At 53.1% G+C, this 25,203-nt stretch carries 24 protein-coding genes; 6 read left to right on the top strand and 18 right to left on the bottom strand.

What is annotated here, in order from left to right; all coding sequences use genetic code 11:
• The first annotated feature begins 242 nt into the window (after window positions 1-242).
• The 4 genes from KHO07_RS03070 (at window position 243) to KHO07_RS03055 (ending at window position 5,784) form a co-directional block, all read left to right on the top strand.
• Window positions 243-2,867: an AAA family ATPase gene (locus KHO07_RS03070; protein ID WP_212626433.1), complete on the top strand. Its 2,625-nt coding sequence runs from the start codon at window positions 243-245 to the stop codon at window positions 2,865-2,867.
• A 375-nt stretch (window positions 2,868-3,242) separates the two neighbouring features.
• Window positions 3,243-3,554, top strand: a complete 312-nt coding sequence (locus KHO07_RS03065; RefSeq protein WP_212626432.1) for a hypothetical protein — start codon at window positions 3,243-3,245, stop codon at window positions 3,552-3,554.
• 654 nt (window positions 3,555-4,208) lie between these two features.
• A complete protein-coding gene (locus tag KHO07_RS03060; RefSeq protein WP_212626431.1) occupies window positions 4,209-4,574 on the top strand; it encodes an NIPSNAP family protein in 366 nt (121 codons plus the stop codon).
• 400 nt (window positions 4,575-4,974) lie between these two features.
• Entirely contained in the window at window positions 4,975-5,784 is an 810-nt protein-coding gene (locus KHO07_RS03055) for a restriction endonuclease (protein ID WP_212626430.1), read from the top strand.
• Between the two features lie 205 nt (window positions 5,785-5,989).
• Here KHO07_RS03055 and KHO07_RS03050 read toward each other — a convergent pair whose 3' ends face one another.
• A complete protein-coding gene (locus tag KHO07_RS03050) occupies window positions 5,990-6,304 on the bottom strand; it encodes a helix-turn-helix transcriptional regulator (RefSeq protein ID WP_212626429.1) in 315 nt (104 codons plus the stop codon).
• An 86-nt stretch (window positions 6,305-6,390) separates the two neighbouring features.
• Here KHO07_RS03050 and KHO07_RS03045 point away from each other — a divergent pair, with 86 nt between their 5' ends.
• Entirely contained in the window at window positions 6,391-6,849 is a 459-nt protein-coding gene (locus KHO07_RS03045) for a hypothetical protein (RefSeq protein WP_212626428.1), read from the top strand.
• Window positions 6,850-7,315: 466 nt separating this feature from the next.
• Here the strand turns inward: KHO07_RS03045 and KHO07_RS03040 are convergent, their stop codons facing one another.
• The 6 genes from KHO07_RS03040 to KHO07_RS03015 all read right to left on the bottom strand — a co-directional run bounded on the left by KHO07_RS03040 (window position 7,316) and on the right by KHO07_RS03015 (window position 14,741).
• Window positions 7,316-7,810, bottom strand: a complete 495-nt coding sequence (locus KHO07_RS03040) for a protein kinase (protein ID WP_212626427.1) — start codon at window positions 7,808-7,810, stop codon at window positions 7,316-7,318.
• A 2-nt stretch (window positions 7,811-7,812) separates the two neighbouring features.
• The gene (locus KHO07_RS03035; RefSeq protein ID WP_212626426.1) at window positions 7,813-9,795 is read right to left on the bottom strand and encodes an integrase; all 1,983 of its coding nucleotides are present in this window, start codon (window positions 9,793-9,795) and stop codon (window positions 7,813-7,815) included.
• Window positions 9,795-11,393 (bottom strand): tyrosine-type recombinase/integrase, encoded by a 1,599-nt coding sequence (locus KHO07_RS03030; protein ID WP_212626425.1) that lies wholly within the window; start codon window positions 11,391-11,393, stop codon window positions 9,795-9,797. The genes KHO07_RS03035 and KHO07_RS03030 overlap by 1 nt, the downstream gene beginning before the upstream one ends.
• Window positions 11,356-12,390 (bottom strand): site-specific integrase, encoded by a 1,035-nt coding sequence (locus tag KHO07_RS03025; RefSeq protein ID WP_212626424.1) that lies wholly within the window; start codon window positions 12,388-12,390, stop codon window positions 11,356-11,358. Before KHO07_RS03025 ends, KHO07_RS03030 begins: the two co-directional genes overlap by 38 nt.
• Window positions 12,391-12,818: 428 nt before the next feature.
• Window positions 12,819-13,334: a single-stranded DNA-binding protein gene (locus KHO07_RS03020; protein WP_007970128.1), complete on the bottom strand. Its 516-nt coding sequence runs from the start codon at window positions 13,332-13,334 to the stop codon at window positions 12,819-12,821.
• 9 nt (window positions 13,335-13,343) lie between these two features.
• Window positions 13,344-14,741, bottom strand: coding sequence for an MFS transporter (locus KHO07_RS03015; protein WP_150734589.1), 1,398 nt, complete (start codon window positions 14,739-14,741; stop codon window positions 13,344-13,346).
• A 191-nt stretch (window positions 14,742-14,932) separates the two neighbouring features.
• On the opposite strand from KHO07_RS03015, the gene uvrA reads away from it, so the two are divergent.
• Window positions 14,933-17,767 (top strand): excinuclease ABC subunit UvrA, encoded by a 2,835-nt coding sequence (gene uvrA / locus KHO07_RS03010; RefSeq protein WP_150734588.1) that lies wholly within the window; start codon window positions 14,933-14,935, stop codon window positions 17,765-17,767.
• 65 nt (window positions 17,768-17,832) lie between these two features.
• On the opposite strand, the gene bfr is transcribed toward uvrA, so the two are convergent.
• The 11 genes from bfr to rpmD all read right to left on the bottom strand — a co-directional run bounded on the left by bfr (window position 17,833) and on the right by rpmD (window position 25,202).
• Window positions 17,833-18,297, bottom strand: a complete 465-nt coding sequence (gene bfr, locus KHO07_RS03005; protein ID WP_003228714.1) for a bacterioferritin — start codon at window positions 18,295-18,297, stop codon at window positions 17,833-17,835.
• 149 nt (window positions 18,298-18,446) lie between these two features.
• The gene (locus KHO07_RS03000; protein ID WP_150734586.1) at window positions 18,447-19,901 is read right to left on the bottom strand and encodes a catalase; all 1,455 of its coding nucleotides are present in this window, start codon (window positions 19,899-19,901) and stop codon (window positions 18,447-18,449) included.
• A gap of 211 nt (window positions 19,902-20,112) precedes the next feature.
• Window positions 20,113-20,499: a 50S ribosomal protein L17 gene (gene rplQ / locus KHO07_RS02995; RefSeq protein ID WP_007970429.1), complete on the bottom strand. Its 387-nt coding sequence runs from the start codon at window positions 20,497-20,499 to the stop codon at window positions 20,113-20,115.
• A gap of 42 nt (window positions 20,500-20,541) precedes the next feature.
• Window positions 20,542-21,543 (bottom strand): DNA-directed RNA polymerase subunit alpha, encoded by a 1,002-nt coding sequence (rpoA, locus tag KHO07_RS02990; RefSeq protein WP_007970428.1) that lies wholly within the window; start codon window positions 21,541-21,543, stop codon window positions 20,542-20,544.
• 22 nt (window positions 21,544-21,565) lie between these two features.
• Window positions 21,566-22,186 carry a 30S ribosomal protein S4 gene (rpsD, locus tag KHO07_RS02985; RefSeq protein ID WP_003176404.1) on the bottom strand — a complete coding sequence of 207 codons (621 nt, stop codon included), beginning with the start codon at window positions 22,184-22,186 and terminating at the stop codon, window positions 21,566-21,568.
• Between the two features lie 18 nt (window positions 22,187-22,204).
• Window positions 22,205-22,594 (bottom strand): 30S ribosomal protein S11, encoded by a 390-nt coding sequence (rpsK, locus tag KHO07_RS02980; protein ID WP_002555466.1) that lies wholly within the window; start codon window positions 22,592-22,594, stop codon window positions 22,205-22,207.
• 30 nt (window positions 22,595-22,624) lie between these two features.
• Window positions 22,625-22,981, bottom strand: coding sequence for a 30S ribosomal protein S13 (rpsM, locus tag KHO07_RS02975; RefSeq protein ID WP_009045849.1), 357 nt, complete (start codon window positions 22,979-22,981; stop codon window positions 22,625-22,627).
• A 130-nt stretch (window positions 22,982-23,111) separates the two neighbouring features.
• Entirely contained in the window at window positions 23,112-23,228 is a 117-nt protein-coding gene (gene rpmJ / locus KHO07_RS02970; RefSeq protein WP_002555468.1) for a 50S ribosomal protein L36, read from the bottom strand.
• 27 nt (window positions 23,229-23,255) lie between these two features.
• Complete coding sequence (secY, locus tag KHO07_RS02965) at window positions 23,256-24,584, bottom strand: preprotein translocase subunit SecY (RefSeq protein ID WP_015097035.1); 1,329 nt, start codon at window positions 24,582-24,584, stop codon at window positions 23,256-23,258.
• Entirely contained in the window at window positions 24,585-25,022 is a 438-nt protein-coding gene (gene rplO / locus KHO07_RS02960; RefSeq protein ID WP_003228720.1) for a 50S ribosomal protein L15, read from the bottom strand.
• Window positions 25,023-25,025: 3 nt separating this feature from the next.
• Window positions 25,026-25,202 carry a 50S ribosomal protein L30 gene (gene rpmD / locus KHO07_RS02955; protein ID WP_003176408.1) on the bottom strand — a complete coding sequence of 59 codons (177 nt, stop codon included), beginning with the start codon at window positions 25,200-25,202 and terminating at the stop codon, window positions 25,026-25,028.
• Between the last annotated feature and the right edge of the window lies 1 nt (window position 25,203).

The raw sequence follows: 25,203 nt of genomic DNA, 5'->3' as shown, positions 1-25,203 counted from the left end.
CCTCATCCCAAATCAAGGCATTGCCACCGGCATTTTGTCGGGACTGATGACAGAACTGCATTGGCTATCTCTGAAGTAGCGGAATCAGGCGGGGCGGACACTTTGGCTTAGCCGCCCGCAGCACTCATCACGTTCCATTTTTGTTCCAACCGCCGTAGTGTCATGATGCCATAAGCCGTCTCGCCAGCGCTGAAGATGAGGATGGCACCCCTTGATTGGAAACCGAATGGAATCTGCGATCAATGAATGACTCGACTGGAACGCTCTCGCCCACAACATCCGAAGCCACAGCGCTTGCATCAATACTTGAATGGTCTGCCAAATGTCCGGACTGGCAGAAAGATGCCCTACGCAGGATCTATCTGAAGGAGAGACTGGACGAAGCTGACCACGCCGAGCTTTTTGAAATCAGCAAGGGAACTGTGGTGGGGATACCATTAATGGACACCCATCTGAAAGATCCTAATGCGGGTGGCGCAGTCGTGACGCTCCACCGTCTCCACGGCCTGAAGAACGTGAATGCTCTGGCGGAAGGCGAAGCATTAGCTTTTGCTAAAAAAGGGATGACTGTCGTGTATGGTGACAATGGGGCGGGGAAATCCGGATACGCCAGGGTGTTGAAACACCTGTGCCGAGCTCGCAAAGCACAACGCGATATCATTCTTCCTAATGTGTACCTTAACTCCACCGCAAAACCATCGGCCTGTGTCGACTTCGCGGTGGGTCAGCAGCACCAAAAAAGCCAATGGGTCTTCGGCACCCCCTCCGATGCTCGATTGTCGGCAGTCAGCGTGTTTGACAGCAGCACGGCCAACATTCATGTAGATGGTGCGAACAACCTTGCGTATACCCCAGTTGCGCTTGGAATCCTTGCCTCACTTGCTGAGACATGCAAGACCCTGAGCGTTCGCTACCAGCAGGAAATATCGACCATTCGGTCTCAAACACCTGCCCTCATGCATTCCCCCACCTGCAAGCCAGGAACAGGCGTTGGATTAGTATTTCGCACTTTAAGCCACAAAACAGATAAGTCGAAAATAACAGCCTTGTCCGCGATGACACCTAAAGAAATCGCACGACTTGAGAGCCTAACCAAGGAGCTCGCAGAGGACCCTCAAACCCTACACAAACAGTTATTGGGACGAAAGCGTAGGATTGAAAAGGGCTTAAAAGCACTGTCTGACCTAGACGATGCGATATCGGACGATTGTTATCTGAGCTTGATGTACGAGTTGAAAGCGCTCAAAGACGCCAAGTACGCTGCGACAATAGCTTCGACGAAGCTGTTCTCCAATCAACCGCTTCCGGATGTTGGTTCAGATGTATGGCGCACCCTATGGACTGCCGCGCGCGATTACTCGGTAAAGCACGCATACCACCGTAAGCCGTTCCCTAACGTAGATGATGGCGCGCGCTGCCCCTTGTGCCAGCAAGCCTTGTCGGACGAAGCAAAAGATCGGCTTGAATCCTTCGAGACCTTCGTCAAAGGGGAAAGCGAACGACAGGAAACGCTCGCTCAACAGACTTACAGTCTATCCCTGCGAGCATTGAAAAATGCTAGGCCGATCATCAGAAGAATTCCGGAGAGCGCCGCGTGGTACCGGGATGACCTCGGGCAGAAAGAGCTATCGCAGAAACTCAGAAAAGCCTTCGTTCAGGCCTCGTGGAGACTTCGCGCAATCATTCGCTTCCGGGATCCTGAGGACGCGCGCGAGTTACCGCCTCTTCCCGTCATGCCCATTGATGACCTCTCTGCCCTTATTATCTCCATCGATACCACCATCAGTGCGTTGACCGCAGAAAATGATTCACTTGAACGCAAAGCTCTAGTCAATGAACGTGACGAGCTAATCGACCGAAAATGGCTCGGCATAGTCATCACTGAAGTTATGCAACAGATTGACCGTCTGAAGCAGATAGAAACTCTTGAGCAGCTAGCTAAACAAACCGCTACGCATCGCATCAGTGCTCATACGACAACGCTGGCCCGTTCTCACGTGACCGACCACCTCAAAGCCTGCTTCGATAACGAGATCACTAAGCTGGGGATCTCGATGCTGGGAATCGAGCTCCGGCAAGTCAGAACTGTAGGAGGTGTGCCGCAATTCCAGGTGCGTCTAAAGGGTGAAACGAAACACGCGGCTGGCCAAGTCCTCAGCGAAGGAGAGCATCGCTGCGTAGCCCTGGCCGCGTTTCTCGCCGAACTTGCCACCACCAATACTCGCTCAGCAATTGTATTTGACGATCCGGTGTCGTCGCTGGACCACATTCACCGGCAAGCGGTGGCGGAGCGGCTGGCTGAGGAGTCAATGCATCGGCAAGTAATCGTACTTACACATGATGTGGCGTTCCTTCTATTGCTGGAAGAGGCATGCAGGGAGCTAAAAACTCCGATCGCCTACCGTTTGATTAGCCGAGGCTCCCAACAACCGGGTTATTGCAACGAAAGCCCGCCGAATGACGTACTACCGATCGATCAGGTCCTGTCGTCATTGGCGAAACACCTCACCAATGTTTCAAATCTGCACGATCGGGGTGACTCTGCTCGCTGGCGGTCGGAGGTCAACAACTTTGATGTAGAGCTGCGCACCGCCTGGGAGCGGGCAGTTGAAGAAGTCGTGAAGCCGGTACTAAGGCGATTGGGGAGGAAAGTGTCCACCGGTGGTCTTCTACAATTGACGGTACTGACTGAAGGCGATCATAAAGAGATGCGTCAGGCATATGGACGTCTATCAATGCTGCTTCACAATCAGCCTGATGGGTTGAGCGAGAAATTACCTTCACCAGACACGATACAATACGAGATAGACACCCTCTCCAATTGGGTTACTTCGATTAGAAATCGACAACAAGCCATTGCTCCGTGACACAGCGGAGCCTCCCCGCTTAGTGCACGTGCCTGACACTATCGCCCCCAAGCGATAGCGTCAGGAAGGCGTGCTCCCGGACATACACAAAGCGCTTGGTGTCGCGAACACTTCAGTTGCTCCCCTCCAGTGCGGGTAGTAGGTAGGCGTTCCGCCAACTCAGCTTGCGTGGTTGGGGTATTGCGCAGACTCGCCCATCCAATTGCATTCGACCTGACCAGCCATTTGCATGGAATTGACCACCACATTTCATGGACCTTGAGCGGCAGAGAACGACTGCGGATTCAAACAGTGGCTGTAATAATAGCCAGCCTACGCTCCGTCCTGGAGCCTGTATGCTGAAAGCAAAGCCAGAGCCGTTTGTAGGAGTCAGCGATGAAAATAACCGGAAGAGTCGAAGTCGAGACCGTCACGGATGTCGTGTGCGATGTATGCCGTTGCTCCACCCGCTTGGATACTGGCGGGCATCAGTTCGGCACCCTACAAGCACACTGGGGCTATGGCACTGCCCATGATGGGGAGCGCTATGAGCTGCACCTGTGTGAGGAATGCTTCTTCCGAACGTTGGCTTACCTCAAGCAGGAGCGGCGAACTCAACATCTGCTCAGCGAGAACGGCCAGGATCTCACCGATAATCTTGGTCTGGTCGCGAAGGATGATTATTTTGGTGACGCTGGAAGCCGATAGATAGTCTCCGTAAATCGCAAGCGGTCGGATACGAAGAAGCGTTTGCCCTGCACATCTTGCGTGGTTAGATGGACGCCCACTTATGCGGCAGGAGCTCGGTGAGGGGCAGCTACTAGGGTCGCGGTAGGGATGGCAGTTGTGCGAATGAGAATGTACTTGTGCTCGCCTAGTCACTCCAAATCGAGGCCAAAAAAAACCGCCTGAGGGGCGGTTTTCTTTTGCGGGTCTGGTTGAGAGACCTAACCTGCGGGTTCCACTAGATACAGTCACTGAGGACAATCATAAATAACGATTCCACAAGCGTCAACAAGGCTCTACAAGCGTTCACAAGAGATTTCGAGCCTAGATCGGTTGCCTGCGAGCATGGCGACAGGCCATTCTTAGCTTACGGTTTTGTCCGTTTTCTCTATTCACCCCGGTACGTATAGCGCGTGGCATGACGTCGGGCGTTGGCGCCTTGCGCTGGGTCAAAACCGCCCGTGCGCTTCGGTGAGACCTGCTCGCAGATCTTGGTAGCTCACCTATTTGAGCCACCCCTAGCTCATGCCTGAACGATAGCGTTCACGCGCAGATCCGCATAGGTGGACTCCCGCCTAATAACGTAAGCTGGGATGTGCGGATGCTCACGTTGAAACTCCACATGGAAGACTTGGAATGACTCGAATTATTGAAATCCTGATGTACACCTTAAAGCCAGGATCGGGATTGGACTTTCATCAAATAATGCAGAATGTAAGTGTTCCGCTTCACCTAGAAGCAGGCATAGATGTCGTTTCTTATGGCAGCTCATTACATGATTGTGACAGCTATCACCTAATTCGCTCCTATGAAAGCGAGAGCCATCGCCAAGTATCTCAAGATGCTTTTTACGCAAGCGCTGCCTGGAAACAGGGCCCGAGAGAAGACATTATCAGTCGAATTGAAATCAGTACAACGACAGTTATGGCGCTCGCTCAAGACGTAATTGATGCCATCAGAGCTTCCGTAGATCTATCTAGAGCCGAGGCTCGATCCGCGTAGCTGACATCGACAAAGGCAGACCCCGTAGCCTTAAACGCGGGGATCAGGAAGATGTGTTGGCCGGACGGTTACGCTACTAGGTGGACACCATCGCCCTAAGCGAGGGCGTCAGGAAGGCGTGTTTGCCGGACGGTTACGGTAGTAGTTTTGTGGACCCGCGTTAAGGTTTACATGCAAAGGGAGACTCGCTACTGAGCTTGTATCCACCAAGTTGAGGTTGGCGCGTTCCTTCTGAATCTATACCGTCCACGAGACTCCTTGCGCGTACCTGCAGCAGACGTTCCTTTGCTTGGTAACCTCAAGGATCTGGTCGCTTCATAATTGTTGTGCCGGTGGTAGCCTAGGCATTGGTTCCCTAAGTGTCCCCGCGCCCAACCAAAGCAACGGAGAAATTATTCGAATGGATTCAGCCCCCCCATTAGTGGATTCCCGATACAAAAATCCAGACAACGATCCCCGAGGGGCATACTTACTTTCAGATCTGACTGCACCGTTTCATCGCCCGGCAATGACATATCAACTGAAAGGTCATATGCCACCAGCTGGTCGATCCTGGCGTTACACCCAAGAGGCCACTGCGGCGCTGGAACTGGATGGCAGAATTGTTTTCCCATTAGCTGGTAGGCCCAGACTCAAGCGTTACCTGAGTGAAGTGATCCCCGAAAGTAAAGCTTGGACTGCTACGGAAGCGTCTTCTCGTCTTGAGGTTATTGTTAGAACAGCAATGAAAGCCATGGCTTCTGAGATAGCTAATAATCCGCTGACGCTCAGATATGTTGAATGGCGAGATCTTGAAAGGGTCATGCGAGAGATATTTGAGGAGCTTGGATTTACTACAGAATTAACTAGACCTGCACAAGATGGTGGCTTCGACCTTCGTTTGGAAACAATCGACGATGGTGAGCCCTGCGTCTTTTTAGTTGAGATTAAGCACTGGCTTCCAAGCGGACAAAAGCCGGGAACCAAAACTCTCAGTGCCTTGATAGACGTCGTTGCAAGAGTCGGCGGTCCGACCAAGGGATTGCTTTTATCAACCTCGGGATTCACAAGAAATATCCTGAGCGGGCGAACTGAAGTTGAGCAGCACAGCGTCCGGATTGCGGGGCAGAGTAAAATTGTTTCGTTGTGCCAGAGCTACCTCGAAAGCATCGAGGGAATCTGGCTACCCACCACTCACCTGTCGGAAATGTTGCTTCAAGGTTCAAGATAGATGCCCAAGAGGGATGATACGGTTGAAACTACACCGAGTTTGGGCAGGGTAAAACGTACACAGAAGAAATCGCTCAAATTTGAGCTAGGGATGGCTCAACCATGAACGCTATCGCTCAAATTTGAGCTAGGGGTGGCTCCCCCCCCAAATTTGAGCCACGGATGGCTCAATCTTGATCATCATCGTTTATCAAGCTTGCGCAGGCTCAGCGATGGGCGGGCTCGCCCAAATTTCGGCTAGTTTCCGAAAAAACCCATTCATACTCCCCTTTCACCTGACGCATCAGCGCTTCCAAAGCTGCAGAATCTTTGATTGTGTAGGCGACCGCCAAAACCGTCAGTGGGTGGACGTTCAAAACGGCAGCAAGATCTTCGACTTTCTCAAGAGTCGGGCATTTCAAACCCCTTTCGAGAGAGCTTAGGTAGGTTCTGCTGCTGATTACACCAAAGTCTTCCTGAGTCATCCCCCTTCTGTTGCGGATGAGTTTGAGAGCCGTTCCAAACGCAGGCTTCAGTTCCATGATCCATCCTAAAATGAAACATGAAGCCTCCGCGAACTCTATAGGACTACAATCTATAGGACTCATTTGCCAAAGGGACGCTCCACATGTTCACCACCCCGCATTGGGCGCTTCTTAGCGAGCCCGGTTCAGAAAGCGACGCGCTCCATTGGACCGCAGTGGAGCACACCCTCAATCTCCCATGGTTTTACCTAACCCTGCTGCGTGTTACACCGACCGGTACGCGAAGATCGATGATTCAGGTAATGGATCCGGCTCTCCTTTGCAGACTGATACAGACAAGACCACAACACACGGTGATTGAAACAATAAAACTTGTTAGTCCAGATTATTTAAATGAGTCAGGCGACTGGAGAATGGAAAAATTAGTTGATCTAACTATTTATCACTGTAGCGCCTACGGCACCGTGGAGGCATACTCAGTCGAAGGCAATAAAGTTTACTATCAGCCAAACAATCATATATCGGCCACAGATCTAATATCTAAGGCGACAGAAAAGAAGATCATCTACAAAGAACAACAACACCAATTGACCCCCTTTTAAACGTGACAGGGCGCCGCATCTACTCTTCATCTTTGGACCGAGAGTTAAGTTTCAATATTGACTGCATCCAGGCGCCTGCCAGCCGCATTTCCTGGCGCAATGATGCCAACTCAACGGAGCTTAGTGCTTGTGATTGCGATAAAAAGCAAACGGTCTCAAGCTTTTCACTAGCAGAACACAGGCGTCTAACTGTTTCTCTTGTGCAGAAGACGTTTCGTCCGCAGCAACTAGAAATATATTTAAATATCATAATATTTCACTCCCGCTCAATGTACGCTAACCAAGCTTACACCCTCCAGCTACCACTGAAAATTCCACCGTGAGATTTCAGCCGTGTAGAATTACCATTGAAACCCGAGCTTTGACATTCCATGACAACGCGAATAGAACTGGACTGGGCTACCTATCCACACTCAGTCGCCACCAAAAGTTTAGGGAGAAAGTCAGTTTTCACGTCCCTACAACACTAATCGGTATTAGCATCCAAGCTCCCCACTGGCGGAATGGGGCTATCGAGGTGCCTAAGGATGCTCTCTGCAGTACGCAGACTTGGTAGCCCCTCTAGCGAGCCGCCAGGCATATCGATGCTGCTCATCTGAGCGCCAAACCTTGCTCTGATGTTGTAGGCAATTTGCTGCCATCTCAGCAGCCATTTCGCCTCTCGATCTTTATATGCCTGCAACTCCCTTTCGAGCTGCTCAACCTTGAGCGCTAGCTGGCCAGAATCTCTAGCCGCGTTTTTTTGTTTAGCCGCCAATCCTCCCGCAAGCGAGGCCTTGGCCGCGTCGAACGCGACCTTTATTTCAAGACGCGCATTCAAGGCCTGCCGAGTAAAGCCAAATTGGTCCTCCAAGATTTTCCATCGCAACCCAGATCCGAGGTCGCCAAGAGCCCATCGATCTAGCTCTTTAATGATGGCTTTAATATCAGCGGAATCCATTCGCTTTGCAAACTTGCTCATGCCTATTCTCCAAGTGCGCTAGCTTTAATAACCTCAGCGTCCAACTGAAAATCGTCCAACATTGCTGTTAGCGTTTCGATCTTTTTCTTTGAGTGCGCCATCCACTGGTTGCTCTCACCTGGTCTGCTGGACTGGGACTTAGCCAGCGCATTTTCGTATTGAACGACTTCAACTTCAAAAGCGCGAACTACACCTGCTTTTTTGCTATCGTCGTCTTTCTCCCAAGAAAAGTCGGAACATTTTGCATGACATTCGAGATGATTCGGACATGGTGCCTGCGACAGATTACGGGTACACATGCCAGTACCAAGCTCATGAACGCCAGAAATCTTGGCTCTCAGGTAAGCCTCTTTATACTCAATTGGCAGCTGAACATAATTATCAGCAATTGCGCCGCCGATTTTACCTTCGCGAATTTTCTCTTGATATATCAGCGCTCTTTTTTCGCGCGAGGTGTGCTGATAGGCTTTAGTATCATTCGCATATCTTCGTCCAAACCACTTGGTTTGAACAAAATCACTCATTCCTCCATCGTTCAGAAGCGTGTTAATGGTGTGCCTGAAATCATGGCTTGAATAATCAGGTTTGACGCTACCATCGCCATACTCATGCGTAAGGGGCTCAAGATGGTCTCTCAAAAAAGTTGCGAACATTGAATGAGTTACGGTTGTGACCACACAGATAGAAACACCACCCGAAGACATACCTTGATATCGCAAGAATAACAAATCTTCCTGATGGAAGACTTGACCGGTGGTAGCGATGCGAATGGCATCGTTCAAGCGCGGATCAAATGTACTTTCGCAGTAGGAAATCAACCCTCGCTTTGTTGTGAAGCGCGAAGGCTTCGCTGGGCGTCTACCTTGAGATGTAAGTTTTTCAGGGTCAGGGAAAGTATGGCCATTCAATGTCAGCCAGCCGTTTGGGCGTAACACGGTAAAGCTGAAACCCAACGCTTCCAAGTCCGCAATATAAAACCTGCAGTCGTCGGCGTAAGGCGTGATCCAGCGTAGATCGGGACCGCCTGTTTTTCGCATTTCAACTGCGGTCGATCTCGCAGCCAGAGTCATTGCCGTTAATTCGCCGATCACGTCCTCAATAATTGGTGCAGCCTCGGATGGCAGCCAAACCCTGTCAATTGGGTGATGATTGTCCCCCAAACTTGTCTTCATCAAAAAATACTTTAGGTAACGCCTACCGTCTGCATCAATCGCGATTTGCTGTACAGGTAATGTAGCGACTTCACTATAGCGCCTGCCTATACATGACAAGATGACGAGCATCAGGACGTACATTCGATACTTATGGTGCCTCGGCACGTTTTGATACAGCATACCTATAAGCTTAAACACTTCAAGATCAATAATTCGAGCCCCTGAGGTCTGCTCGAGAACGTGAGGCGAATCTAATCGCTGCTGCTTAGCACCGCTGGCGTTTGCAGGGCGCTTCAATCCTGAATACTTGTACTCAAACCTAACGTTGCACAATTGATTGGCGTCGCAATGGCCCGCAAATTCGTTTACCGCCTTATGGAGATTATATGCGGTTGAGTCCTTATAGTGACTTGATATGAGCCTGCATGCAGCTTCAAGGTCTTCTACCACTAGCTTTGATAACGGACGTTTCTCTCCGCCTACGCAGTGACTGATGTAACTGATTGCCGTAACAAACATCTGATGGTTGCTGATCTTCTGGTTACCCCGATGTGCTCTCAGGGAGAAGAGTGATTTTGCAACCGTTGCCCAATCACCTTCCAAGGGAAGGCCTCCAATATTCGGAGCATGTCTGAAATAAATGCTAGGCTTGCCGGACCGACGAGCCGAAAGAATCGTAAGTGGACCAGCAGTAAACATCCAGCTTGGCTCGCCCCAGCTAATCTCTTCAAAGCCCAACATACGCAGCATCCGAGCTTTTCCTGCCAGACGACTTAGGTTTGCTACGCGATCTAGTTCAATCTTACTTAAAAAAGCCGCTACCTTTGCCATTACGCCGAGACTCCTTTGACTTCCTTACACTTCTCAACAACTTGTCCAACGGCGAAGATAATTTCGTCGAGCTGCATCGCTATGCGCTTGTTACCCGACTCGAATTTAACTTCACGCTCGTTTATCAGATACAGCAGAACGGCTTCATGATCTGCATTGATATAAGCTTGGAATTTCGGACACTTGTAACAAGAGTATGGTGGATGAAGTGAACATAGCGAGTGCTTACCACAAACACCCAAATCAATATCAGGAGCGTCTTCAATGTAAACAAATGGGATGTGCTTTCCAGCATCCTCTTCGTTTACGGCACTATGCCCTGGTGCAATGAATTCACCTCGAAAGAAACCGAGCATTTGCGCGTAAGGGCCAATCAAAGCCTTATCCAATAATTCGACTATATTTCCCGCCAGGTCGAAATAAACCTGTACATGTTGGAGGTCTGTATGATCAAGAATTTGAGCCAACTGCCGCTGAGCAACCCCGTCTTTTACAAGATTCGTGGCCAATGTATAGCGAAGGCGTCTAGGACTAAGATGCAGCAACATATTAGTAAGAGGTGAGATTATACGGTGCGTCAGAACAAAGCCCTGAAGCAGCGTCGCAAAATATCCTGACTCATAGTTGAAGAATGCCTCGCGTTGACCCGCCTTCGCCGCTGCAGTATTGACGGCGGTGTTGAAAAACAGTGGCCTGTCAAAATCTTCTGGATTTACACCCATCCACGTATCTGGCTCAGTGATTCGATTCACTGCAATGAGTTGTTGTATATAGGGTGCGAACTCTGTCGGAAGCTGCGCCTCAACAAAATCATCGCGAGGGTTTAGCAATTTCTTTTTGATACGCGGGTACTTTATTACCCAACAAGGTTCGTCCAAACCTGGAGCCACGTTGATGAGATCACTTTCTCGCAACCATGATAGATTGGCGGGGTTTCTACCATGAGCAATAAATAAAGCTAAAGCAGCTCGTTGCTGATAGTCAGAAACAGAGTTACAGGTAGTATTATGCAGCGCATTATATAGTGGCTGTAGCTCATAGACACGGTGCAGTGGGCCGGCGTCCACGTCTTCATTCTTTACCGCCGCACCTTTGGGGCCGCCCGGTATTCGGAGCGCTTCCAACACACAGGCATACTCGTCATTAAAGCCAATCTCACTAAGGTATTGACTACACCAGAGATACCAAGACTTTACGCGAGGGACTTGATAGAGCTTATGATCCCGTCTTGTGTCAGCGAGCATCTTCTCTACGTATGCGACCAATTCCTCTTCAAAATTGACGACATTAGCATCATTGAATTCTGGATTTACGAGCAGAAGGAAGCGCCAACAGTCAGTGTAAACGTTATAGGCATATGCAGCAGATATATTTTTTATGACATGCATACAGTAACGCATGAGCGCGTAGCGGAATTTTAAATTCTTAATACGATCAAACGTACACGTTGCGAATCGACCACTGGTAGACGGTAAGTGCCAGCTTAACCCACTAGTGTCGATAACATGTCCTTCTCTACTTATAATCGACTTAGGGATGGGCTCCCACTGCTCAACCTGCTCAGGCTGTTTTACCCGCGCTTGATTCGTAACTTGCATATTCTAAAAAGCTCCTCATAAGTGTGTCATGATACTTAGACTGAATAGCACTTGCTTGACGAACAATTTCTCCATGAATATAAACTTCCTGAGAGCGTACGCTGCTGTCCCCCCTTAGATAAGCCAAAACTTGTTTCCGCTCATCCTCCGGAACACCCCTCTCAGCCATCTCCCTCTCGGTCATACTTGAATAGGTGTGCCGGAGAGATTTCGGGGTGAGGTTTGAAGGAAGCTCATCCTTGAATTTCGCGCGAATAATCTGAAAGTAATTCGATATGCTGTTTCCGTGTAATGGATCCCCCTCATCCGAGACAATTAGGTACTGATGATCCTTACCAACGCGATCCATAACTTTTTCTCGATGGACTTCAACATACTCATCGATAAGTCGCAGCAGAGTCGGCTTCTGCACAATGAGATCCCGTCCATTTCGCTTAACCCTTGGTTGTGGGCGTCTTAGGTCATTGGGATCTGCCTTACGCCTTAATACTCGAAGAGCTGAGACACTTCCAAACTCGACGTCCTCCAGCCTAAGAGTCAGCACTTCCGCCGGCCGCAGACCAAAATTGAGCATAATCATTACAATTAGAAAGTTTCTAAATCTAACATGGTGATTTATGCCATATGCCTTTTCGTTTCTGAAATCGACGCACCAAATTAAGTCCTTAACCTGGGAATCCCTCAACCCCTTCGTTATCGACTTATTCTGAGGGGGATTATTTATCTCCTGGCTGCTCAGGAGTCTATCTACGTGATCTTTATGAGCACTCACTCTCACGAGCGCGGGATCGCTTGAGGCTAGCGAACCTAGCGTTACACGAAAGCACCAGCTAATAAACTGCCTAACAGTAATCAGCCGGAGCTTGTAGGTAAAAGGGGATACGGCGACCTTCCTGCTATGGCTTATAGATTCGAGCCTGGCTTGACCTGGACGGACTTTAACCCCAACCCGCAGACGCTCACACAGACTTCCCGTGATCTCAGCCTCAGTGAACATACGCTCGCCAGCCATATATGCTGAGAAATCAATACGACGCGCATCGAACCATGCAAAGAGGATAGCTAGCTCTCTAAGATTCCTTGTTAATGTGTTAGGACTAAGATCCCGCCTAGTGAGGACCCACTCATTCGCAAGTGGTATGGGCAAGCCAAAGTCATCGAGCAGGATAGGAAGATTTTGTCCCGAAGGGTGCCGCACCATCCTCACTTCCATACGTCCCCCAACCTTTACACATTATTACGTCGGCTTTTATCTTTACATTCTTTGATTGTGGGGCAATTGTAGGTCAGCTTTACACATGGCGAAAAAAAACCCTCTTAGCTTTACAGCGAAGAGGGTTTTCATCTAACTCTAAAAGATCAGCGAGTAAGGAGTTTTAACTCCTAAAGTCCCCCGCTTACCTTTACAACTAAATATTATGTAGGTTAGAACGGGATATCGTCATCAAAGCTGTCGAAATCCGGAGCCGGTTGCGGTGCAGCCTGTTGTGGGGCTGGACGCTGTGGCTGCTGTTGCGGTGCAGGGCGTGGAGCCTGCTGGCGCGGAGCGGATTGCTGGTAGTTGTTACCGCCGCCCTGGCCTTGTTGGTCGCCCTGAGGACGGCCGCCCAGCAATTGCATGGTGCCTTGCATGTCCACCACGATTTCAGTGGTGTAACGCTTGATACCGTCTTTTTCCCACTCGCGGGTCTGAAGTTTGCCTTCGATGTAAACCTGCGACCCCTTACGCAGGTACTCGCCAGCGATTTCCGCGACTTTGCCGAACATCGACACACGGTGCCATTCGGTTTTTTCGACTTTCTGACCGGTTTGCTTGTCGGTCCATTGCTCGCTGGTCGCCAGACTCAGGTTGGTCACGGCGTTGCCATTCGGCAGGTAGCGAACTTCAGGATCCTGGCCGCAAGTGCCGACCAATATGACTTTGTTAACCCCACGGGCCATTACGTTCTCCTAGGCTACGCACGCTGCCCCGGCCGGGTTGTTCACCAGGCTCTCAAGGGTGGTGCGATCCAATAGTTCGGTGTCCAATTTGATGTAAATGGCCGCTTCATCAGCGACTATCACTGCATCTGTTACCCCTACGACGGCCTTCAGGCGCTCGACCAGACCCGCTTCGCGGATCGCCTCGGGCGACAACGGCAAGCGCAGGCTTGTCACGTAGGGAGGTTCACGCATGGTAACAGCAAAGACCAGCCAAAGTGCAGCCAGCCCGGCGCAACCGAGGAACACAACCGACAAACCGCCATGCTGGAACAACCAGCCGCCGAGGATACCCCCCAGTGCCGATCCGAGGAACTGACTGGTGGAATAAACCCCCATCGCCGTGCCTTTGCCGCCTGCCGGTGAAACCTTGCTGATCAGCGACGGCAACGAAGCTTCCAGCAGATTGAACGCGGTGAAGAACACCACGGTACCCATCACCAGAGCCCGCAAGCTATCGCCGAACTGCCAGAAGAATAGCTCAGTGAGCATCAGCGTCACGACGGCGCCGAGCAAAACTCGTTTCATTTTGCGTCGCTTCTCGCCGTAGATGATGAACGGGATCATCGCGAAGAAGGAAATCAACAGCGCGGTCAGATACACCCACCAATGCTGCTCCTTGGGCAGCCCGGCCTTTTCCACCAACGCCAGCGGCAAGGCAACGAAGCTCGACATCAGCATTGCGTGCAAGACGAAAATGCCCAGGTCCAGACGCAGCAAGTCCGGGTGCTTGAGGGTCGGAATCAAAGCCTGGCGCGCCACGCCGGATTCGCGATGCTGCAACGGCCCGGTGGAGCGCGGCACCATGAACATCACGATCACGATGCCGAACAGCGCCATGCCGCCCGTGGCGAGAAACAGCCCGGACAGGCCGAAGGCGCTGGTCAACAAGGGCCCGACCACCATGGCGACGGCGAACGACAAACCGATGGTCATGCCGATCATGGCCATGGCCTTGGTCCGGTGCTGTTCGCGGGTCAGGTCCGACAGCAACGCCATGACCGCTGCGGAAATCGCCCCGGCGCCCTGCAGGATGCGTCCGGCGATCACGCCCCAGATCGAATCGGCGTTGGCCGCCAATACGCTGCCGAGGGCGAAGACGATCAGCCCCAGGTAAATCACCGGACGGCGGCCGATGCGGTCGGAAATGAAACCAAACGGAATCTGGAAAATCGCCTGGGTCAGGCCATAAGCGCCAATCGCCAACCCGATCAGGGCCGGGGTCGCGCCTGCCAGGTCCATGCCGTAGGTCGCCAATACCGGCAACACCATGAACATGCCAAGCATACGGAAGGCGAACACCAGGGCCAGACCGCTCGCCGCGCGGGTCTCGCTGCCACTCATGCGTTCGCTGTGGGGATCGTGCATGGAAAAACCTCATGTGAACCGGCGGCGATTCTACCAGTCCCATCGATTGGCAGGGTATATCGCGACGCTTTGCCGCGTGTAGATGACAGAGCTTTCATGTAAGCCTGCAATGACATCATTCGATAGTGTGCATCCATCCAGTATTTGGCCGTATACTCCTACGTTTTCGACGCCCGCCAAGCGAGGCCACTTTGGACAAGATCCTGATTCGTGGGGCTCGAACCCACAACCTGAAGAATATCGACCTGACCCTGCCACGGGACAAGCTGATCGTCATCACCGGCCTCTCGGGCTCCGGCAAGTCATCCCTGGCTTTCGACACCTTGTACGCCGAAGGTCAGCGCCGCTACGTCGAATCGCTGTCGGCGTATGCCCGCCAGTTTCTGTCAATGATGGAAAAGCCCGACGTCGACACCATCGAAGGCCTGTCGCCGGCGATCTCCATCGAACAGAAATCGACCTCGCACAACCCGCGCTCGACCGTCGGCACCATCACCGAAATCTACGACTACCTGCGCTTGCTGTATGCCCGCGTGGGTATTCCGCGCTGTCCGGATCACGATATTCCGCTGGAAGCGCAGACTGTCAGCCAGATGGTCGACCTTGTCCTGGCACAACCGGAGGGCAGCAAACTGATGTTGCTGGCCCCGGTGATCCGCGAGCGTAAAGGCGAACACCTGTCGGTCTTCGAAGAGCTGCGTGCCCAAGGCTTTGTTCGCGCCCGGATAAACGGCAAGCTTTACGAGCTGGACGAAGCGCCCAAGCTCGACAAACAGAAAAAACACACCATTGATGTGGTGGTCGACCGTTTCAAGGTCCGTGCCGACCTGCAGCAACGTCTGGCCGAATCCTTCGAGACCGCGCTGAAGCTGGCGGATGGCATTGCCCTGGTGGCACCGATGGACGACGAGCCCGGCGAAGAGATGATCTTCTCCGCGCGCTTCGCCTGTCCGATTTGCGGCCACGCCATCAGCGAACTCGAACCGAAACTGTTTTCCTTCAACAACCCGGCCGGCGCTTGCCCGACCTGCGATGGCCTGGGCGTGAAGCAGTTCTTCGACATCAAGCGGCTGGTCAATGGCGAGCTGACGCTTGCCGAAGGGGCGATTCGCGGCTGGGACCGGCGCAACGTCTATTACTTCCAGATGCTCGGGTCGCTGGCGTCGCATTTCAAGTTCAGCCTGGAAGTGCCGTTCAACGAGCTGCCGGCCGATCAGCAGAAACAAATCCTGCACGGCAGCGGTTCGCAAAACGTCGACTTCAAATACCTGAACGACCGGGGCGACATCGTCAAACGCTCGCACCCGTTCGAAGGCATCGTGCCGAACCTGGAGCGTCGCTACCGCGAAACAGAGTCTGCCTCGGTGCGTGAAGAGCTGGCCAAGTTCCTCAGTACCCAGTCGTGCCCGGACTGCCGCGGCACCCGCTTGCGTCGTGAGGCGCGGCACGTGTGGGTCGGCGAGAAAACGTTGCCGGCGGTGACCAATCTGCCGATCGGCGATGCCTGCGATTACTTTGGCGGACTGAAACTGACCGGTCGTCGCGGTGAAATCGCCGACAAGATCCTCAAGGAAATCCGCGAACGCCTGCAGTTTCTGGTCAACGTCGGGCTCGACTATCTGTCGCTGGATCGCAGCGCGGACACATTATCCGGCGGTGAGGCACAGCGTATTCGCCTGGCCAGCCAGATCGGCGCGGGCCTGGTGGGTGTTCTGTACATCCTCGACGAACCATCGATCGGTCTGCACCAACGTGATAACGACCGACTGCTCGGCACCCTGAAGCACCTGCGCGACATCGGCAACACGGTGATCGTCGTCGAGCACGACGAAGATGCTATCCGTTTGGCCGACTACGTGGTGGATATCGGCCCGGGGGCTGGGGTGCACGGCGGGCATATCGTCGCCGAAGGCACGCCGGCCGAGGTCATGGCGCACCCTGACTCCCTGACCGGCAAGTACTTGTCGGGTCGGGTGAAAATCCAGGTGCCCGCCAAACGCACGCCCCGCAACAAGAAGCTGTCGTTGTCGCTCAAGGGCGCTCGCGGCAACAACTTGCGCAACGTCGACCTGGAAATTCCAATCGGCCTGCTGACGTGCGTGACCGGGGTCTCCGGTTCGGGTAAATCGACGCTGATCAACAACACGCTCTTCCCGCTGAGTGCTACCGCTCTGAATGGCGCGACAACGCTGGAAGCCGCGCCCCATGACAGCATCAAAGGCCTGGAGCATCTGGATAAGGTCGTCGATATCGACCAAAGCCCGATCGGTCGTACACCTCGTTCCAACCCGGCGACCTACACCGGTTTGTTCACGCCGATTCGCGAGCTGTTCGCTGGCGTGCCCGAGTCACGCTCACGCGGCTATGGTCCGGGGCGTTTCTCCTTCAACGTCAAGGGCGGACGCTGCGAAGCTTGCCAGGGTGATGGCCTGATCAAGGTCGAAATGCACTTCCTGCCCGACATCTATGTGCCGTGCGACGTTTGCAAGAGCAAGCGCTACAACCGCGAAACCCTTGAGATCAAATACAAGGGCAAGAACATCCACGAAACCCTCGAGATGACCATCGAGGAAGCACGTGAGTTCTTCGATGCGGTGCCGGCGCTGGCGCGCAAGCTGCAAACGTTGATGGACGTCGGCCTGTCGTACATCAAACTGGGGCAATCAGCGACAACCTTGTCCGGTGGTGAGGCCCAACGGGTGAAACTGTCCCGCGAGCTCTCCAAACGCGATACCGGCAAGACCCTGTACATCCTCGACGAGCCAACCACCGGTTTGCACTTCGCGGACATCCAGCAACTGCTCGATGTACTGCATCGATTACGCGACCATGGCAATACGGTCGTTGTGATCGAGCACAACCTGGACGTGATCAAGACTGCCGACTGGCTGGTCGATCTTGGACCGGAAGGCGGCTCCAAGGGCGGGCAAATCATCGCAGTGGGTACACCGGAAGACGTGGCCGAAATGAAGCAATCTCATACCGGCTTCTACCTGAAACCGCTGCTGGAACGTGATCGGGCCTGAATCCGGGCCAAGAAAAAGCCCCTGTCACTTCACTAGTGACAGGGGCTTTTTTATATCCGCAGCAATCAGGTATGCGACTGCAGGTAATTCTCCAGCCCGATCAATTTGATCAGACCCAACTGCTTTTCCAACCAGTAAGTGTGGTCTTCTTCAGTGTCATTGAGCTGAACACGCAAGATCTCGCGACTGACGTAATCCTTGTGCTGTTCGCAGAGCTCAATGCCTTTGCACAGTGCGGCGCGGACTTTGTACTCAAGACGTAGATCCGCTTCGAGCATCTCCGGCACGGTTGTACCCACATCGAGGTCGTCCGGACGCATACGTGGCGTGCCTTCGAGCATCAGAATGCGACGCATCAGAGCATCAGCATGACCTGCTTCTTCTTCCATCTCGTGGTTGATACGTTCGTAGAGCTTGGTGAAACCCCAGTCCTCATACATCCGCGAATGGACGAAATATTGATCACGCGCGGCCAGTTCGCCGGTCAGCAACGTGTTGAGGTAATCGATAACGTCTGGGTGGCCTTGCATCGCCCTACATCTCCCTGCTTGAAAGTCTGTAGTTTGAACCACGACGGCGGATTGGTCACTCCGTTTACGCGATAAAAGCGAAGATATTCTGAGAAAAGTGGTTGAAATAACGCAAAAACCGCCCAATTAAGGGCGGTTCTGCTTCTCATTTAGACTTCGTTAAGCTGTACGTTGAGCAACTTTGCGATTGCTTCTCCATACGCCGGGTCGGCCTTGAAGAAATGCTGCAGCTGACGGTCGATCACGTCACTCGAAACGCTCGCCATTGCTCCAGCGATATTGCTGACCAGCAGGTTTTTCTGTTCATCGCTCATCAACCGAAACAGCGCACCGGCGTGGCTGTAGTAGTCGGTATCCGCACGATGATCGTAGCGATCAGCAGCGCCGCTCAACGCCAATGCAGGCTCAGCATAACGAGGTGCCTGTTTAGGCGACTCCACGTAGCTATTCGGCTCGTAGTTCGGTGCTGCACCGCCATTGCTACCAAACGCCATCGAGCCATCTCGCTGGTAAGTATTCACCGGACTGCGAGGCGCATTCACCGGCAGTTGCTGGTGGTTAGTGCCCACACGGTAGCGGTGCGCATCCGCGTACGCGAAAACACGACCCTGCAGCATGCGATCCGGCGACAGGCCCACACCCGGCACCATGTTGCTAGGACCGAAAGCGGCTTGCTCAACTTCAGCGAAGTAATTGAGCGGGTTGCGATTGAGTTCGAGCACGCCGACTTCGATCAGCGGAAACTCTTTCTGCGACCAGGTCTTGGTGACATCAAACGGGTTTTCATAATGAGCGGCTGCCTGATCTTCGGTCATGATCTGGATGCACACGCTCCATTTCGGGAAGTCACCGCGCTCGATAGCCTCAAACAGGTCGCGCTGAGCGTAATCCGGATCCGTGCCAGCCAGACGCGCAGCATCTGCCGGTGCCAGGTTCTTGATCCCTTGCTGGGTCTTGTAGTGCCACTTGACCCAATGACGCTCGCCGTTGGCATTAATCAGACTATAAGTGTGGCTACCAAAGCCGTGCATGTGGCGGTAACCATCAGGGATGCCGCGATCTGAAAACAGGATCGTGACCTGGTGCAGCGCCTCTGGAGAATGCGACCAGAAGTCCCACATCGCCTGAGCGCTTTTGAGGTTGCTCTGCGGCAGACGTTTTTGCGTGTGGATAAAGTCCGGGAATTTCAGCGGATCACGAATGAAGAATACGGGCGTGTTATTGCCGACAATGTCCCAGTTGCCTTCTTCGGTGTAGAACTTCAAGGCAAAGCCGCGGGGGTCACGCTCAGTGTCAGCAGAACCACGCTCACCACCTACAGTGGAGAAACGCAGAAACGTCGGAGTCTGTTTACCCACAGCCTCGAACAGCTTGGCGCTGGTGTACTGAGTGACATCACGCGTCACGGTGAACGTCCCGTAGGCACCCGAGCCTTTGGCATGTACACGGCGTTCCGGGATATTTTCGCGATTGAAGTGGGCGAGCTTCTCGATCAGATGAAAATCGTCGAGCAGCAGCGGGCCACGAGGGCCGGCGGAGCGGGAATTCTGGTTGTCGGCGACAGGAGCGCCACTGGCGGTGGTAAGCGTTTTATTTTGGCTCATGCGATCTCTTCCTTTGTCGGTCTAGAACTGCCGGCTAATCGGCTGAGAGGAAGTATTGATGATCGAGATGACATCTTCTAATTCATTGACTATTAGCAATCGATAGAGAAAGCCTAACTGGATTCGCAAGCTATCAATCAGCTTGGCAAACTTTTCGAGCGCGCACAAAAAACCGGGCACTAGGCCCGGTTCTTTGTTTCAGACTGACGTCTTACTCGGCAGATACAGCTTCGCCAGCAGTAGCACGATCAACCAACTCGACGTACGCCATAGGCGCGTTGTCGCCAGCGCGGAAACCGCACTTGAGGATGCGCAGGTAGCCACCCTCACGGGTAGCGTAACGCTTGCCCAGGTCGTTGAAGAGCTTACCAACGATAGCTTTCGAACGAGTACGGTCGAAAGCCAGACGGCGGTTAGCAACGCTATCTGTCTTGGCCAAAGTGATCAGCGGCTCGGCAACGCGGCGCAGTTCTTTAGCTTTTGGCAGAGTAGTTTTGATCAGCTCGTGCTCGAACAGCGACACCGCCATGTTTTGGAACATGGCCTTGCGGTGCGAGCTGGTGCGGCTCAGGTGACGACCACTTTTACGATGACGCATGGTTCATTCCTTACCAAACACTACGTTCGGTGATTACGACGATCAGGCAGTCGCCTTGTCGTCCTTCTTAAGACTTGCAGGCGGCCAGTTGTCGAGGCGCATGCCGAGGGACAGACCGCGGGAGGCCAGAACGTCCTTGATTTCAGTCAAGGATTTCTTGCCCAGGTTCGGAGTCTTCAACAGTTCTACTTCGGTACGCTGAATCAGGTCGCCGATGTAGTAAATGTTTTCCGCCTTAAGGCAGTTAGCCGAACGTACAGTCAGTTCCAGATCGTCAACCGGGCGAAGCAGGATCGGATCGATCTCGTCTTCCTGCTCGACAACCACTGGCTCACTGTCACCTTTGAGGTCGACGAACGCAGCCAACTGCTGTTGCAGGATGGTTGCAGCGCGGCGGATAGCCTCTTCAGGATCCAGAGTACCGTTGGTTTCCAGATCAATAACCAGCTTGTCCAGGTTAGTACGCTGCTCGACACGGGCGTTTTCCACCACGTATGCGATACGGCGAACCGGGCTGAACGAAGAGTCAAGCTGCAAGCGACCGATGCTGCGGCTTTCGTCTTCATCGCTCTGACGCGAGTCGGCTGGTTCATAACCACGACCACGAGCTACTACGAGCTTCATGTTCAGGGCGCCGTTAGACGCCAGGTTAGCGATTACGTGATCGGGATTAACGATCTCGACATCATGATCCAGCTGAATATCGGCAGCGGTAACCACCCCCGAACCCTTCTTCGACAAGGTCAGCGTAACTTCGTCACGGCCGTGCAGCTTGATAGCCAGACCTTTAAGGTTCAACAGGATTTCAATTACGTCTTCCTGTACACCTTCGATGGCGCTGTACTCGTGGAGCACACCGTCAATCTCGGCCTCGACTACTGCACAGCCAGGCATTGAGGACAACAGGATGCGGCGCAGCGCGTTGCCCAGGGTGTGGCCAAAACCACGCTCGAGAGGCTCGAGAGTGATCTTGGCGCGGGTTGGACTGACAACCTGCACATCAATGTGGCGGGGTGTCAGGAACTCATTTACCGAAATCTGCATGGATGCACCTATTTTCTAGCCCTTACTTGGAGTAGAGCTCGACAATCAGGCTTTCGTTGATGTCGGCGGACAGATCACTGCGAGCTGGAACGTTCTTGAAAACGCCCGACTTCTTCTCAGTGTCTACTTCTACCCATTCTACGCGGCCACGTTGGGCACACAGATCGAGAGCTTGGACAATGCGAAGTTGGTTTTTTGCTTTCTCGCGAACAGCAACCACGTCACCAGCACGAACCTGGTAGGACGGAACGTTAACGGTCTGACCGTTTACGCTGATCGACTTGTGCGATACCAGCTGACGGGATTCGGCACGAGTCGAACCAAAGCCCATACGGTATACAACGTTGTCCAGACGGCATTCGAGCAGTTGCAGCAGGTTTTCACCGGTTGCACCTTTCTTGCCAGCAGCTTCTTTATAGTAGCCGCTGAATTGACGCTCGAGAACGCCGTAGATACGACGGACCTTCTGCTTTTCACGCAGTTGGGTGCCGTAATCGGACTGGCGACCGCGGCGTTGGCCGTGGATACCAGGTGCTGCTTCAATGTTGCACTTCGATTCGATCGCGCGCACGCCGCTCTTCAGGAAGAGATCGGTGCCTTCGCGACGAGCGAGTTTGCATTTTGGACCAATGTAACGAGCCATTCTTTACAATCTCCTGGATTACACGCGGCGCTTCTTCGGCGGACGGCACCCGTTGTGCGGGATTGGCGTCACGTCGGTGATGCTGGCGATCTTGTAGCCACAGCCGTTCAAAGCGCGGACTGCGGATTCACGACCTGGACCTGGACCTTTGACGTTAACGTCGAGGTTTTTCAGGCCGTATTCCAGCGCAGCTTGACCAGCACGTTCAGCAGCTACTTGAGCAGCAAACGGGGTGGACTTGCGGGAACCGCGGAAACCCGAACCACCGGAGGTAGCCCAGGAAAGAGCGTTACCTTGACGGTCGGTAATGGTCACGATGGTGTTGTTAAAAGATGCATGGATGTGGGCGATGCCATCAACCACTGTCTTTTTAACTTTTTTACGAGGACGAGCAGCAGGTTTTGCCATGATTAAATTCCTGTCGATTCGCTGGGGCGATTACTTGCGGATCGGCTTACGCGGACCTTTACGGGTACGCGCGTTGGTCTTGGTACGCTGACCGCGTACTGGAAGACCACGACGATGACGCAGACCGCGATAGCAACCGAGGTCCATCAAGCGCTTGATTTTCATGTTGATTTCGCGACGCAGGTCACCTTCAGTGGTGAACTTCGCCACTTCGCCACGCAGCTGTTCAATTTGCTCGTCGCTCAGATCTTTGATCTTTGCTGCTGGGTTTACCCCAGTCTCTGCACAAATTTTCTGTGCAGTAGTGCGACCAACACCATAGATGTAGGTCAGCGAGATAACAGTATGCTTGTTATCTGGAATGTTAACGCCTGCAATACGGGCCATTCAGTGGGACTCCAATTGACAGCTACCTACGCCCCGGAAGCCAAGAAATAGGGCGCGAGATAATATCGCTGTAATAACAAATAATCAACCCGGTAGCGCACTAGCTACCGGGCTTGAAGCACAATCACACTCAGCCTTGGCGCTGTTTGTGACGCGGTTCCGCGCTGCAAATTACTCGAACAACACCTTCGCGGCGAATAATCTTGCAGTTGCGGCACAGCTTTTTCACCGATGCACGAACTTTCATCACCAACTCCTCGAACCTTATGGGTACTCAGCGCAACATGCCGCTGCCGTAACCCTTCAGGTTGGCTTTCTTCATCAGGGATTCGTACTGGTGCGAAACGAGGTGCGATTGTACTTGGGACATGAAGTCCATCACAACCACGACGACGATCAGCAACGAGGTCCCGCCAAGGTAGAACGGAACGTTGGCTGCAACCACCAGGAACTGGGGCAACAGGCACACGGCCGTCATGTAAAGAGCACCGAACATGGTCAAGCGAGTCAGAACGCCATCAATGTAGCGCGCAGACTGCTCACCTGGACGGATGCCCGGAATAAAGGCACCGGACTTCTTCAGGTTTTCCGCTACGTCTTTCGGATTGAACATCAACGCCGTATAGAAGAAGCAGAAGAAAATAATCCCTGCACTAAACAGCAGAATATTCAACGGCTGACCAGGAGCGATCGACTGCGAGATGTCCTGCAACCAGCCCATACCTTCAGACTGACCGAACCAGGCACCCAACGAAGCCGGGAACAGCAAAATGCTGCTCGCGAAGATAGCCGGAATAACACCGGCCATGTTCACCTTAAGCGGCAAGTGGCTAGTCTGCGCAGCAAACACCTTACGGCCTTGCTGACGCTTGGCGTAGTGAACAGCAATACGACGCTGACCACGCTCAATGAACACCACGAAACCGATAATCGCTACTGCCAGCAAACCGATGGCAACCAGGGCGAAGATGTTGATATCACCCTGACGTGCAGACTCGAAAGACTGCCCGATCGCTCTCGGAAGACCGGCGACGATACCTGCGAAGATCAACATCGAGATACCGTTGCCTACACCGCGCTCAGTGATCTGCTCACCCAGCCACATCATGAACATCGCACCAGCCACAAATGTGGTTACCGCAACGAAATGAAAGCTGAAGTCAGCAGTGAACGAAACGCCCTGCCCCGCCAAGCCGATGGACATGCCAATGGCTTGAACGAGAGCGAGGACGACAGTGCCGTAGCGGGTGTACTGGCTGATCTTGCGACGGCCAGCTTCACCTTCCTTCTTCAACTGTTCCAGCTGCGGGCTGACGGCGGTCATCAGTTGCATGATGATCGATGCCGAAATGTACGGCATGATCCCCAGTGCAAAGATGCTCATCCGCTCCAGCGCGCCGCCGGAAAACATGTTGAACAAGCTAAGAATGGTCCCCTCATTCTGTCGAAACAGGTCCGCGAGTCGGTCCGGGTTGATACCTGGAACCGGGATGTGTGCGCCTATTCGGTAGACGATAATCGCCAGGAACAGAAAACGCAGACGAGCCCAGAGTTCAGACATACCGCCTTTGCCGAGCGCAGAGAGAGCACCTTGCTTAGCCATTTATTCCTCGAACTTGCCGCCAGCTGCTTCGATAGCCGCACGCGCACCTTTGGTGGCGCCGATTCCCTTGCCGATAGTGACAGCGCGAGTCACTTCACCGGACAGCATGATTTTCACACGCTGTACGTTGACGTTGATCACGTTGGCATCTTTCAGGGACTGCACGGTGACGATGTCGCCTTCCACTTTAGCCAGCTCGGACAAACGCACTTCTGCGCGGTCCATGGCTTTCAGGGAAACGAAACCGAACTTCGGCAGGCGACGATGCAGCGGCTGTTGACCGCCTTCAAAGCCTGGAGCAATGGTGCCACCGGAGCGGGAGGTTTGACCTTTGTGACCACGGCCACCAGTCTTACCCAAACCACTACCGATACCACGGCCCGGACGATGCTTTTCGCGACGGGAACCCGGCGCTGGACTCAGATCATTGAGTTTCATCGATTAACCCTCGACACGCAGCATGTAGTAAGCCTTGTTGATCATCCCGCGATTCTCGGGAGTATCCTGGACTTCTACAGTGTGACCGATGCGACGCAGACCCAGACCCTTAACGCACAGTTTGTGGTTAGGGATGCGGCCGGTCATGCTTTTGATCAGCGTTACTTTAACGGTAGCCATG

It is taken from the genome of Pseudomonas sp. PP3 (genome assembly GCF_905336995.1).
GTDB classification, from domain to species: Bacteria; Pseudomonadota; Gammaproteobacteria; order Pseudomonadales; family Pseudomonadaceae; genus Aquipseudomonas; species Aquipseudomonas reinekei.
Note: the sequence above shows the minus strand (reverse complement) of the source record. Positions and strands in the feature narration are given on the sequence as shown.